This is a genomic window from Microvirga terrestris (assembly GCF_015694425.1).
GTDB lineage: Bacteria > Pseudomonadota > Alphaproteobacteria > Rhizobiales > Beijerinckiaceae > Microvirga > Microvirga terrestris.
Genome location: NZ_JADQDN010000001.1, coordinates 730,065 through 742,271, shown reverse-complemented (window position 1 = coordinate 742,271; position 12,207 = coordinate 730,065). Strand labels below are relative to the sequence as shown.

At 65.4% G+C, this 12,207-nt stretch carries 13 protein-coding genes; 6 read left to right on the top strand and 7 right to left on the bottom strand.

What is annotated here, in order from left to right:
- Window positions 1-42: 42 nt before the first annotated feature.
- Window positions 43-411: a hypothetical protein gene (locus I2H36_RS03435; RefSeq protein ID WP_196262444.1), complete on the top strand. Its 369-nt coding sequence runs from the start codon at window positions 43-45 to the stop codon at window positions 409-411.
- A 64-nt stretch (window positions 412-475) separates the two neighbouring features.
- Here I2H36_RS03435 and arfB read toward each other — a convergent pair whose 3' ends face one another.
- Window positions 476-898, bottom strand: coding sequence for an alternative ribosome rescue aminoacyl-tRNA hydrolase ArfB (gene arfB, locus I2H36_RS03430; RefSeq protein WP_196262443.1), 423 nt, complete (start codon window positions 896-898; stop codon window positions 476-478).
- Between the two features lie 157 nt (window positions 899-1,055).
- Here arfB and I2H36_RS03425 point away from each other — a divergent pair, with 157 nt between their 5' ends.
- Window positions 1,056-1,982 carry an AEC family transporter gene (locus I2H36_RS03425; RefSeq protein ID WP_196262442.1) on the top strand — a complete coding sequence of 309 codons (927 nt, stop codon included), beginning with the start codon at window positions 1,056-1,058 and terminating at the stop codon, window positions 1,980-1,982.
- A gap of 106 nt (window positions 1,983-2,088) precedes the next feature.
- A complete protein-coding gene (locus tag I2H36_RS03420) occupies window positions 2,089-2,331 on the top strand; it encodes a hypothetical protein (RefSeq protein WP_196262614.1) in 243 nt (80 codons plus the stop codon).
- Here the strand turns inward: I2H36_RS03420 and dprA are convergent.
- The 5 genes from dprA to I2H36_RS03395 form a co-directional block, all read right to left on the bottom strand.
- Window positions 2,328-3,512, bottom strand: coding sequence for a DNA-processing protein DprA (gene dprA / locus I2H36_RS03415; protein ID WP_196262441.1), 1,185 nt, complete (start codon window positions 3,510-3,512; stop codon window positions 2,328-2,330). The genes I2H36_RS03420 and dprA overlap by 4 nt on opposite strands.
- A gap of 4 nt (window positions 3,513-3,516) precedes the next feature.
- Window positions 3,517-4,119: a glycerol-3-phosphate 1-O-acyltransferase PlsY gene (plsY, locus tag I2H36_RS03410; RefSeq protein WP_196262440.1), complete on the bottom strand. Its 603-nt coding sequence runs from the start codon at window positions 4,117-4,119 to the stop codon at window positions 3,517-3,519.
- 10 nt (window positions 4,120-4,129) lie between these two features.
- Complete coding sequence (locus tag I2H36_RS03405) at window positions 4,130-5,425, bottom strand: dihydroorotase (RefSeq protein WP_196262439.1); 1,296 nt, start codon at window positions 5,423-5,425, stop codon at window positions 4,130-4,132.
- Window positions 5,422-5,865, bottom strand: coding sequence for a DUF559 domain-containing protein (locus tag I2H36_RS03400; RefSeq protein ID WP_196262438.1), 444 nt, complete (start codon window positions 5,863-5,865; stop codon window positions 5,422-5,424). The genes I2H36_RS03405 and I2H36_RS03400 overlap by 4 nt, the downstream gene beginning before the upstream one ends.
- 61 nt (window positions 5,866-5,926) lie before the next feature.
- Window positions 5,927-6,874 carry an aspartate carbamoyltransferase catalytic subunit gene (locus I2H36_RS03395; RefSeq protein ID WP_196262437.1) on the bottom strand — a complete coding sequence of 316 codons (948 nt, stop codon included), beginning with the start codon at window positions 6,872-6,874 and terminating at the stop codon, window positions 5,927-5,929.
- 111 nt (window positions 6,875-6,985) lie between these two features.
- Between I2H36_RS03395 and I2H36_RS03390 the strand changes: the two genes are divergently transcribed.
- The 3 genes from I2H36_RS03390 (at window position 6,986) to I2H36_RS03380 (ending at window position 11,976) form a co-directional block, all read left to right on the top strand.
- Window positions 6,986-8,620 carry an isovaleryl-CoA dehydrogenase gene (locus tag I2H36_RS03390; RefSeq protein ID WP_196262436.1) on the top strand — a complete coding sequence of 545 codons (1,635 nt, stop codon included), beginning with the start codon at window positions 6,986-6,988 and terminating at the stop codon, window positions 8,618-8,620.
- A 138-nt stretch (window positions 8,621-8,758) separates the two neighbouring features.
- Window positions 8,759-11,467 carry a type I DNA topoisomerase gene (gene topA / locus I2H36_RS03385; protein ID WP_196262435.1) on the top strand — a complete coding sequence of 903 codons (2,709 nt, stop codon included), beginning with the start codon at window positions 8,759-8,761 and terminating at the stop codon, window positions 11,465-11,467.
- 5 nt (window positions 11,468-11,472) lie between these two features.
- Window positions 11,473-11,976 carry an MgtC/SapB family protein gene (locus tag I2H36_RS03380; protein WP_196262434.1) on the top strand — a complete coding sequence of 168 codons (504 nt, stop codon included), beginning with the start codon at window positions 11,473-11,475 and terminating at the stop codon, window positions 11,974-11,976.
- On the opposite strand, the gene I2H36_RS03375 is transcribed toward I2H36_RS03380, so the two are convergent.
- A complete protein-coding gene (locus tag I2H36_RS03375; RefSeq protein WP_196262433.1) occupies window positions 11,965-12,153 on the bottom strand; it encodes a hypothetical protein in 189 nt (62 codons plus the stop codon). The two genes, I2H36_RS03380 and I2H36_RS03375, sit on opposite strands and share 12 nt — an antisense overlap.
- Between the last annotated feature and the right edge of the window lie 54 nt (window positions 12,154-12,207).

Here is a 12,207-nt window from a genome sequence, read left to right as displayed (position 1 = left end):
TGATGTAAGATCGCCCACGAAAGCTCTGGATTGGAGCCGGCTATGGCGAATGATGCGGTTGAACCTGCCCAGCGCGACGAGCAGCAGCGCATCGACTCGATCTTCCGCAGCGGTTCCATTACGGCGATCGGCGTCGTTGTCGGCTTCTCTCTGGGATTCCTGAGCCGCTGGGCGGCGCTGCCCGGCGAATGGACCCGTTCGGATCTCGTCTCAGTCGTCTTGATCACTCTGGGGCTGGCCCTGCAGGTCAAGGCGCTGGCCGATCTGCTTATGGTGTCCTCGCTCCAACTCAAGCGGTACAACCGCTCAGTCCGGTTTTTCCTGACCGGGCTCATCTTCGTCGGTCTTGGGGTTGTGTTTGCCGTCTTTGCAGATCTTCTCGGCTTCGGCGGCATCGTTCTTCAAGGGTAAGGCTCATTCTTTGATGAGCGTATCGCTTTCGCGAAAAACCGGATCCATTTTTTCGCACGATGGGCTAGTCGAAGGTTGGCTTGCCGCTGCGGCCCTTCTTGATCTCGGCGCGCCGGCCCTTCGACTCAAGCCTGCGCTTCTTGGAAGCCAGTGTCGGCCGCGTGGGCCGGCGCGGTTTGGGCCGCTCGGTCGCCTGACGGACCAACTCGACGAGGCGCTCCACCGCATCCTCCCGGTTGCGCTCCTGCGAGCGGAAGCGCTGCGCCGTGATGATCAGCACGCCGTCATTGGTCAGGCGGCTGCCGGCGAGCCGTTCCAGCTTCTCCTTCACGTAATCCGGCAGCGAGGGCGAGTTGCGGACGTCGAAGCGCAACTGGACGGCGGTTTCCACCTTGTTGACGTTCTGCCCGCCCGGCCCGGAGGCGCGGATGAAGCTTTCCTGGAGTTCTGCTTCATCGAGCGCGATGGAATTCGTCACCTGGATCATGGGGCCTCTGGCGGGACGCAGACAAAGACAAGTGGAGTACCGGGAGCGAAATCCAATGCAAGCTTATCCGGCGCTTGTCGAGCGTACCCGCAAGCCTTAAGCCGCTCATGCACCCTGCTTTTGCCAGGTTGCCTGCTCTCTCCCGCTCCGGATCCCCATGTCGGCCGTCTTCGCCAGCCTGATCCCGACCTTCTTGATCATCGCCACCGGCTGGCTATGCCGCACCACGGGTTTCGTGGGCGAGCAGCAATGGTCCGGGCTCGAGCGCGTCACCTATGTGATCTTCTTCCCGGCGCTCATTATCGACACCCTGTCGAGGGCAGACCTCTCCTCCGTGCCGGTTCTCGGCGTCGGCGGCGCGCTGGTCGGCGCGATCCTCATCATGGCGGTAATCGTGCTGGCGCTGCGCCCCGTGCTGGAGCGCCATTTCGGCATCGACGGCCCAAGCTTCACGTCGATATTTCAGGGGGCGACGCGCTGGAACACCTTCGTGGGCCTCGCCGTCGCCGGCAGCCTGTTCGGCCAGCGCGGCATCGCGCTGATCGCGGTCGCCATCGCCGCCATGGTGCCGCTCCTCAACCTGCTCGCCTTCTACGTTTTCATCCGCTTTGCCGGCCAGCCCCGGCGCAGTCCTTTCGACATCCTGCGCTCCTTCGTTACCAACCCGTTCATCTGGTCCTGCGCCGTGGGGCTTGCCCTCAACCTTCTGGCGCCGCCGCTGCCGAAGCCGGTCGCGATCTATATCGACATCATCGGCCGGGCGGCGCTCGCCGCGGGCCTCCTGATCGTCGGAGCGGGGCTCGACATCCGTCGCCTCGCCCGTCCCGGCCTGCCCCACGCCCTGTCGACTGGCCTTAAGCTCGTCCTCCTGCCGGTCATGGCCGGAACCCTGGCTCGCTTCGCGGGTGTGACCGGAGACGACATGACGGTGACCATCGTCGCCGCCTCGGTGCCTTCGGCCAGCGCAGCCTACGTGCTCGCGCGCCAGATGGGAGGCAATGCCGGGCTCATGGCGGAAATCCTGACACTGCAGACCCTGCTCGCCCTGCTGTCCATGCCGGTGCTGATCTCCCTCCTGGGTTGATCGCGAACCGCCGACTTGCAATTCAAGGTATAATATGACGGCTTGTCTTATTACCGGTTGTGCTGCTAACTAGGCGAATTGCAACAGTGAGACAGCGTCATTCCTCATGACCAAAGCCCTGCGCCCTTCCGGAAAAGACCCGTCGGCGAATGACGTTTCGGGCGCTGAGGATAGCGACCGCCCCGGTCGCAAGATGAGCCCCGCGGAAACGGCCCAGTACGTGGCCGAGTTCTCGGCGGAGCTGTCCTACCTCGCCCGTGAGGCCAATCTCGATCTTCTGGCTTATCTTCTCGACATGGCACGGCTGGAAGCCATTCGGGCGGTGCAGTCAGGCGATAAGAGCGATTAGGACCCGAGCAGCGACACCGCGTTACCGCCGTGCCGCTCAAGCCGCCCGGCGATCTCAAGTTCCAGCAGAGCCGTCTGGACCGACCGGATCGACAGGCCGGTTTGCCGGACGAGATCATCAATGGCCACCGGCGACGGTCCGAGGAACGTGATCAGATCGGCCGGGCTCTCCTCCGCCTCGTCCTCGATCCCGGCATCCGGCATGACGGGCCGTACTGGTGCACGGGCGATGTCGGGCAGATCGAGCTCGTCCCAAAGCTCTTCCGACCCAAGACTGTAGTGTGGCTCCTCGGCGCTTCGGTCGAGGCGAGGGCCTGAGGCAATTAGCGGCTCCAGCACGCTCGTCACATGCTCGATTCCGGCGCAGAGGGTAGCGCCGTCACGGATGAGATCGTTGGTGCCCTCGGCGCGAGGATCGAGGGGTGAGCCCGGCACGGCAAAGACCTCGCGGCCCTGCTCCAGAGCAAAGCGCGCGGTGATCAGCGATCCGGAGCGTCGCGCCGCCTCCACTACGACAACCCCGTAGGACAGGCCGGAGACGATGCGGTTGCGGCGCGGGAAATCGCGGCCGCGCGGCTCCCAGCCCATGGGCATTTCGGAGATCACCGCACCGCCCTGATCGAGGATCGCCTGCAGCAGCGGCTCGTTCTGGGACGGGTAGATCCGGTCATGCCCGCCTGCTAGAACCGCCACCGTGCCGGTCTCAAGGGTCGCTTTGTGCGCCTTCGTGTCGATGCCCCGCGCCAAACCAGAGACCACCACATAACCCGCATCGCCCAGCTGGCGCGCGAGGCGCTCGGCGAAAGTCAGGCCGGACGCGGAAGCGTTGCGCGAGCCGACGATGGCGACGGAGGGCTTGGCCAGCGCCGCTGCGCTGCCTCGCAGCCCGATCAGGGGTGGGGCGGTGTCGATGGCCTGGAGGGTCTTCGGGTAATCCGGTTCGCCCATGGCGATGAAGCGCACGCCGAGGCGCGCGGCGGCGGCCATCTCCTTTTCGGCCTCGGCTCGGCTGTAAACTTTAAGCAGCAGGCGCCCGCCACGACGAGCAAGGTCCGGTAGGGCGTCCAGTGCGGCCCCGGCCCCGCCATATTGGTTGATCAGGGCGCGGAAGGTGCGCGGGCCCACGTTTTCCGAGCGGATGAGGCGAAGCCAGTCGAGACGCTGCTCATCCGTCAGGATCATGAGATCATCCCTTCTGGCCGATCTTGCCTTCTGTTCCGGCAAGGAGGCGGCTGATGTTCTGCCCGTGCTTCCACCACAGGAGCGCCACCAGCACCACGGCGATCCCGGCCATGCCAGGCTCACCCAGCAGCCAAAGGACGATCGGTGACGCTGCGCTGGCGACCAAGGCCGAGAGCGAGGAATACTTGGATGCGAACGCGACCCCGAGCCAGATCAGGCAGAAGATAAGCGCCGCCAGTGGCTTGAGGCCGATCAGGACCCCGATGAAGGTGGCAACGCCCTTGCCGCCCTTGAACCCGAGCCAAACGGGAAAGAGGTGGCCCAGGAAGGCCCCGAGGGCAGCCATGATGGCGAATTGCGGACCCCACTGCGCGGCGATGAGCACGGCGGCTGTGCCCTTCAGGGCATCGGAAATGAGCGTTGCGGCCGCCAAACCCTTGCGGCCCGTGCGCAGCACATTGGTGGCGCCGATATTGCCCGACCCGATCTTCCGCACATCGCCCAAGCCGGCCATGCGGGTAAGGATCAGGCCGAACGGAATCGAGCCCAGGAGATAGCCGAAAAACAGAGCCGCCAGCAGGTACAGGAGATTGGCCTCGTCAGACATTCATTTCTCGTTACATCGTTTCGCGCTGAAAAACCACCCGGCCCGCCACCATCGTGATGCTCACTTGGCCTTCAAGGCGCGCTTCGTCGAAGGGCGTGTTCTTGGACAGGGACTTGAGCTGGCGCTTGTCGAGTACATACGGCGCGTCCGGGTCGAACACGATCAGGTCGGCCGGCGCACCGACCGCGAGCCGCCCGCCGGGCAATCCTAGGATTTCCGCAGGTTTGGTGGACAAAGCCCGCAGCAGTCGCGGCAGGGAGATGCGATCCGCATGGACGAGGCGCAGGGCCGCCGAGAGCAGGGTCTCAAGCCCCACGGCGCCATCAGCCGCCTCGGCGAAGGGCAGGCGCTTGTTCTCAACATCCTGTGGATTGTGATCCGAGACGATCACGTCGATGGTGCCGTCCGCCAGCGCCTCGATCATCGCCTGCCGGTCATCCTCGTGGCGCAGCGGCGGCGAGAGCTTCAGGAAGGTGCGGTAATCGCCGATGTCGTTCTCGTTCAGCGCCAGATGATTGATGGACACGCCGCAGGTGACGGGCAGCCCCTTCGCCTTGGCAGTGCGCACGATCTCGGCCGAGTCGGCGCAGGAGATCATGGCCGCGTGGTAGCGTCCGCCCGTGAGGCGCACGAGACGGATGTCGCGCTCCAGCATCACCGTCTCGGCCTCGCGCGGGATGCCCGGCAGCCCGAGCCGCGAGGCGAACTCACCCTCGTTCATCACGCCCTGACCGACGAGATCCGGATCCTCAACATGGTGGATGATCAGCGCGTCGAAGTCGCGGGCATAGGTGAGCGCGCGGCGCATCACCTGGGCGTTGGTGACGGAGCGCCCCCCGTCCGTGAACGCGATGGCGCCGGCCTCCTTCAGACGACCGATTTCCGCCATCTCGGCACCTTGCAACCCCTTCGTGAGGGCCGCAGCCGGGAGGATATTGACCATGGAGGTGTCACGGGCTCGGCGCACGATGAAGTCGATCACAGCCGGATCGTCGAGGGCCGGGCTCGTGTCCGGCATCGACACCACGGTGGTGACGCCGCCCGCCGCCGCCGCCTCGCCAGCGCTCTTCAGGGTCTCGCGATAGGGTCCGCCCGGCTCGCCTATGAAGGCGCGCATATCGATGAGGCCGGGGGCCAGCACCTGGCCTCCGCAATCGATCACCTGGACGTCGTCGGAAACGGCGACCTGCGGGCCAAGAGCCTCGATCACGCCATCGCGCACCAGCACGCTGCCACGCTCCTCGCGCTCGCTGGCGGGGTCGATGAGGCGGGCGTTTTTCAGCAGCAGGGGACGTTCAGCGGTCATGATGCACCTTCTTGCCCTCTCCCCTCTGCGGGAGAGGGTGGCCTGCGAAGCAGGTCGGGAGAGGGGCGGAGTTCGGCTTCAATCGCTTGGCGCACAGAGTCAAGAACCAGATTGCCGTTGCCTAGAATCAGGTCGTTGGAAAAGCGAAGGACGCGAAAGCCTTGGCCTCGTAGGAAGGCGTCGCGTCGTTCGTCGTGCGCCCGCTGCTCCGGCCGTTCATGAGGAGCCCCATCCAGTTCCACGATTACCCTGGCCTCAGCGCAGAGGAAATCGACAATGTATGGTGCAATCGGCACCTGGCGCTTGAACTTGTAGCCGTGAAAGCGGCCGGCGCGTACCTGTTGCCAGAACAGATCCTCCGCACGGGTCGGGATCGATCGCTGCTCCTTGGCAAAGGAGCGGAGTTTTGGAGCGACTTGGTTCTTGCGCGTTGTGTCCACGGCCCCTCTCCCGGCCCTTCGGGCCACCCTCTCCCGCAGAGGGGAGAGGGTTCTTTTCTCCTCACCGATTCGGCAGATGGCTCGCCAGAGCCTCCAGCACCGCCATGCGCACGGCGACGCCCATCTCGACCTGTTCGCGGATGAGCGACTGCGCGCCGTCGGCTACATCAGAGGAAATCTCGACGCCCCGGTTCATGGGACCAGGATGCATCACGAGCGCGTCAGGCTTGGCAAAGCTGAGCTTTTCCTGGTCGAGCCCATAGAAGCGGAAATACTCCTTCACGGAGGGCACAAAGGAGCCGTTCATGCGCTCGCGCTGCAGGCGCAGCATCATGACGATATCGGCGTCCCTCAATCCCTTCTCCATGCTGGTGAAGGTTTCGAAGCCGAGCCGTGCAATCCCGGGCGGGATCAGGGTCGACGGCGCGACGAGACGCACCCGCGCGCCCATGGCGGCGAGCAGGATCATGTTGGAGCGCGCCACCCGCGAATGCAGGATGTCGCCGCAGATCGCGACCGTGAGGCCTTCGATGCGGCCCTTGTTGCGCCGGATGGTGAGCGCGTCGAGGAGCGCCTGGGTCGGGTGCTCGTGGGCGCCGTCGCCGGCATTCACCACCGAGCAGTCCACCTTCTGGGCCAGGAGATGCACGGCGCCCGCCGAATGATGGCGCACCACGATGATGTCGGGCCGCATGGCGTTCAACGTCACGGCCGTGTCGACCAGGGTCTCGCCCTTCTTCACCGAGGACGACCCGACCTGCATGTTCATCACGTCGGCGCCGAGCCGCTTGCCGGCGATCTCGAAGGAGGACTGCGTGCGGGTGGAGGCCTCGAAGAAGAGGTTGATCTGCGTCCGGCCCCGGAGGGTCGTCTTCCGCTTCTCGATCTGCCGGCTCACCTCGACCTGTTCGTCGGCCAGGTCGAGCAGCGCCTGAATGTCCAAGGGAGACAGCCCCTCGATGCCGAGGAGATGCCGGTGGGGAAAAACGGATCGGGGGGCGTCTGTCATCTTAAAGCGATGGCTATAGGCGCTCCGGGAAACGGCGGCAAGCAGGCTCTCTTCGCCTAAGGTCATTCCGCGCTAGAATATACAAGGAACACAGCGCGAGGGCCGGCGGCCATGCTCCCGTTCGAAACCCATGACGTTCTCAATCAGACGCCACCCTTCGGGGATGTGAACCTCATTGCAATCAATCAACCCCTGCTCGACGCGCTGAAGGCCAATGGCGTCGACCCGGAGGCGGAGGAACTCATTCCCTTCGGGGCCGCCTGGGGCTCGGCGGAGCGGCTCGACCTCGGGCGTCTCGCCAATGAGAACACGCCGAAACTTCGCACCCATGATGCGCGAGGCTACCGGATCGACGCGGTCGAGTTCCACCCGGCCTACCACGTGCTCATGCGCGCCAGCATGGAGGACGGGCTCCACGCCTCGACCTGGGACGAGCCCCGGTCAGGTCACGCCCATGTGACACGCGCCGCGCGCATCTACACGGCGGCGGGCGTCGAGAGCGGCCATATCTGCCCGATCACCATGACCCATGCCGCCGCAGCGGCGCTCGCCGCCTCTCCGAACCGGCTTGCCGACTGGCTGCCAAAGATCCGCTCGCGGGCTTACGATTCCCGCGTCATCCCGTTCTGGGAGAAGAGTGCGGTCACCCTCGGCATGGGCATGACGGAGAAGCAGGGCGGGACGGATGTTCGGGCGAACACGACCCAGGCCGTTCCCAAGACGGGAGACGAATATGCGCTCACCGGCCACAAATGGTTTATGTCGGCGCCCATGTGCGACGCCTTCCTGGTGCTGGCCCAGGCGCCCGGCGGGCTCACCTGCTTCCTCGTCCCACGGTTCCGGCCCGACGGTTCCCTCAATACCCTTCGCCTGCAGCGCCTGAAGGACAAGCTCGGCAACCGCTCGAATGCCTCCTCCGAGGTCGAGCTCCACGACGCCTTCGCCTGGAGGATCGGCGAGGCGGGGCACGGGGTCCGCACCATCATCGAGATGGTGCAACTCACCCGCCTCGACTGCGCCGTGGCCTCGGCGGGCCTCGTTCGGATGGGGCTGGCGCTGGCCATGCACCACGCCCGGCATCGCGGCGTTTTCCAGAAGAAGCTCATCGACCAGCCGGCTATGAGGATGGTGCTGGCGGACCTCGCCCTGGAGAGCGAGGCCATGACGGCCTTGGGCCTGCGCGTGGCCCACAGCTTCGACCTCCAGCAAGCGGACGACCACGAGGCCGCTTACGCGCGCCTCGTCACGCCAGCGGCCAAGTTCGGCATCTGCAAGTCGGCCCCGCGCCTGCTCTACGAGGCCATGGAGTGCCTCGGCGGCAACGGCTATGTGGAGGAGAGCGCCCTGCCCCGGCTTTACCGGGAAGCGCCGGTCAACGCGATCTGGGAGGGTTCGGGCAACGTGATCGCCCTCGACATCCTGCGCGCCGAGACCCGTGAGCCTGAGGTCGCCACCGCCGTGCTGGAGCGCCTCATGGCCGATATCCGGGACCTTCCGGGCGCATCGGACGCGGCCAGGGACATGGTCATGGCGCTCCACTCGCCCGAGGCCGAAGCACGGGCCCGGTCCATCGCCGAGCGACTGTTCCTCCTGGCCGCGACGGCGGCGCTTGCCCGCTTCGCGCCTCCTGAAATCACCCAGGCTTATGCCCTCACCCGCCTCGCATCACCAGCCCGGATGATCGGCGCCAACGATCTCGGGCCTGCCGTGAATCCCTTGCTGGAGCGGGCCTTCATGGCCATATGACAAAGGTGCGGATGGGTCCGATTTGACTTGTCTGCGATCATCAACCACTTATTCCCGCCCCGCGGCGGTCATGGGCTGACCGCCGGTCACGCCCTGGCAGCAGGGCGTTTGTCTGCTCCCGCGCTTAGGAAATCGTTCATGAAAGTCCTCGTCGTCGAGTCGCCTGCCAAGGCCAAGACGATCAACAAGTATCTCGGCAAGGATTACGAGGTCCTGGCCTCCTTTGGGCATATCCGCGATCTGCCCGCCAAGGACGGTTCGGTCGACCCGGATGCCGATTTCCGCATGATCTGGACGCTCGAGGACAGGGGCTCGAAGCGGGTGTCCGACATCGCCAAGGCGATCAAGGGAGCCGAGAAGCTCATCCTGGCCACCGACCCGGACCGCGAGGGCGAAGCAATTTCCTGGCACGTTCTGGAGGCTCTGCGCGAGAAGCGCGTGCTGAAGGACCTGCCAGTCGAGCGTGTGACCTTCAACGCCATCACTAAGGACGCGGTCCAGACGGCACTGCGTAATCCGCGCCAGATCGATCAGGCCTTGGTCGACGCCTATCTCGCCCGCCGTGCCCTCGATTACCTCGTGGGCTTCACCCTCTCTCCGGTCCTTTGGCGCAAGCTCCCCGGCGCCCGCTCGGCCGGCCGTGTCCAGTCGGTGGCGCTTCGCCTCGTCTGCGACCGCGAGCTTGAGATCGAGACCTTCAAGCCCAGGGAATACTGGTCGCTGATCGCCACGCTTGCTACCAAGGACGGCGGCGTGTTCGACGCACGTCTCGTGGGTGCCGACGGCAAGAAGATCACACGTCTCGACATCGGCAACGGCAAGGACGCGGAAGCCTTCAAGAAGGACCTGGAGCTCGCCACCTTCTCGGTGGCGACCATCGAGGCCAAGCCGGCCAAGCGACACCCCTACCCGCCTTTCACCACCTCGACCCTGCAGCAGGAGGCCTCCCGCAAGCTCGGTCTGGCGCCGGCCCAGACCATGCGCATTGCGCAGCGTCTGTATGAAGGTGTGGACATCGGCGGCGAGACGGTTGGCATTATCACCTATATGCGCACCGACGGCGTCGACATGGCGCCGGAGGCCGTGCAAGCGGCCCGCCGGGTGATCGGCAAGGAATACGGCGACCGCTACGTGCCCGGCGCCCCGCGCAAATACACCACCAAGGCCAAGAACGCCCAGGAGGCGCACGAGGCCGTCCGTCCGACGGATATGGGCCGCCTGCCGAAATCCATAGCGAAGTACCTGGAGCCCGAGCAGGCCCGCCTCTACGACCTGATCTGGACCCGCACCATCGCGAGCCAGATGGAATCGGCCGAGCTGGAGCGCACCACGGCCGACATCACGGCCCAGGTGGGCCCGCGCAAGCTCGACATGCGCGCCACCGGCCAGGTGATCAAGTTCGACGGCTTCCTCACGCTTTACAACGAGAGCAAGGACGACGAGGCGGACGAGGACGAGGGCCGTCTGCCGCCGATGAAGGCGGGCGATCCCCTGGAGCGTCGCCGCATCGCCGCCACCCAGCACTTCACCGAGCCGCCGCCGCGCTACTCGGAAGCCTCGCTGGTCAAGCGCATGGAAGAGCTCGGCATCGGCCGTCCCTCGACCTATGCCGCCGTGCTCCAGACCCTGCGCGATCGTGAATACGTCAAGATCGAGAAGAAGCGCCTTGTCCCCGAGGACAAGGGCCGCATCGTCACGGCCTTCCTGGAAAGCTTCTTCCGCCGCTATGTGGAATACGATTTCACGGCCGACCTCGAGGAGCAGCTCGACCGGGTCTCGAACAACGAGATCGACTGGAAGCAGGTGATGCGCGAGTTCTGGCAACACTTCTCGGCCGCCATCGGCGAGACCAAGGAGCTTCGCACCACCGAGGTGCTCGATGCCCTCAACGAGTTGCTCGGCCCGCACATCTTCCCGGACAAGGGCGACGGCTCCAACCCGCGCACCTGCCCGACCTGCGGCACAGGCCAGCTGTCGCTCAAGCTCGGCAAGTTCGGCTCCTTCATCGGCTGCTCGAACTATCCCGAGTGCAAGTTCACCCGCCAGCTCGCGGCCACCGGCGTCGCGGCCGACGGTGAGGGCTTGTCAGAGAACGGCGGCCAGCCGGGTGTGAAGGTGCTGGGCCAGGATCCGGAGACGGGCCTGGAAGTGACCCTGCGCGACGGTCGCTTCGGCTTCTTCGTGCAGCTCGGCGAAGGCGAGAAGCCCAAGCGCTCCTCCCTGCCCAAAGGCACGACGCCAGCGCAGGTCGACCTGGAGAAGGCCCTGAAGCTCTTGGCGCTGCCGCGTCAGGTGGCTGTCCACCCTGAATCGGGCGAGCCGATCCTGGCGAGCATCGGCCGCTACGGGCCTTATGTTCAGCATGGCAAGACCTACGCCAATCTGGGCGCGGGCGACGACGTGCTGGAGATCGGCGCGAACCGGGCCATCGACCTGATCGTCACCAAGGAGAGCGGCGGAGGCGGCGCCCGTCGTGGCGCGGCCGATCCGGGCCGCCCCCTGGGCGAGGATCCGGAATCGGGCAAGCCCATCGTGGTGAAGGCCGGGCGCTTCGGACCTTACGTGACCGACGGCGAAACCAACGCGACCCTGCCGCGCGCCATGGCCGCGGAGGCGGTGACCCTGGCCGATGCGGTCGAGCTCCTGAAGGCGCGCCGAGCGGCCGGCCCGTCGAAGAAGCCCGCCCGCGGCCGCAAGGCTCCGGCCAAGAAGGCAGCCGCTAAGGCGCCTGCCTCGAAGAAGACCGCGTCCAAGACCGCAGCCAAGAAGAGCACTGCCAAGAAGGCGGCTCCGAAGAAAGCGGCCACCAAGACCGCTGCCGCGAAGAAGACGGCCAAGGCAGGCTGACCGCGATGGACGAGTGGGTGTTCTGGCTAAAGGAGGAATACGGCGACCAGGTTGAGATCTCGCTGAGGCTGCTCATGGCGACGATTGCCGGCATGGTTGTCGGCCTCAACCGGGACATTCACAACAAGCCCATCGGGATGCGGACCCTGGCTCTCGTCTCCCTCGGTTCGGCCATCGTGATCCTGTCGGGCTCCGTCTATGAGGGCTTACATTTCGGGCAGGACGCCGTCAGCCGCGTCGTGCAGGGTATCCTGACGGGCTTAGGCTTTCTCGGAGCCGGTGTGATCCTGCGGGATCGCGATCGGATGCAGGTCCATGGCTTGACAACGGCTGCTACCGTCTGGATCGCCGCCAGCCTCGGTGTCACGGCGGGACTGGGCGCCTGGTTCATCACCTTGAGCGGCACGTTGGCCACGCTGTTCCTGCTGACCTATGGCAAGCGGCTCGAGGATCGGCTGGTTCGCCTCTTCGGAGGGAATCCGGATGCTAACGATAAGTTACAGGACTAAGCTGAGCCCTGCCAAGGCCACAACCGCCATGCCGAGCCAGATGAGGCTCGAGCCATAGGAGCGCGAGGCGGCCGGCGTGGCGTCGGGCTCGTCGAAGGCGAAGGCCTCGCCTGCATTGCGTGCCGCGCGGTCAAGGTGAAGCTTCTGGGCTGGCGCCAAAGTCGTCCGCGTGGTCACGCTCAAATCTCCCGTTAAGCTCATGCTTAACCATTCAACGTGAATACAATTTAA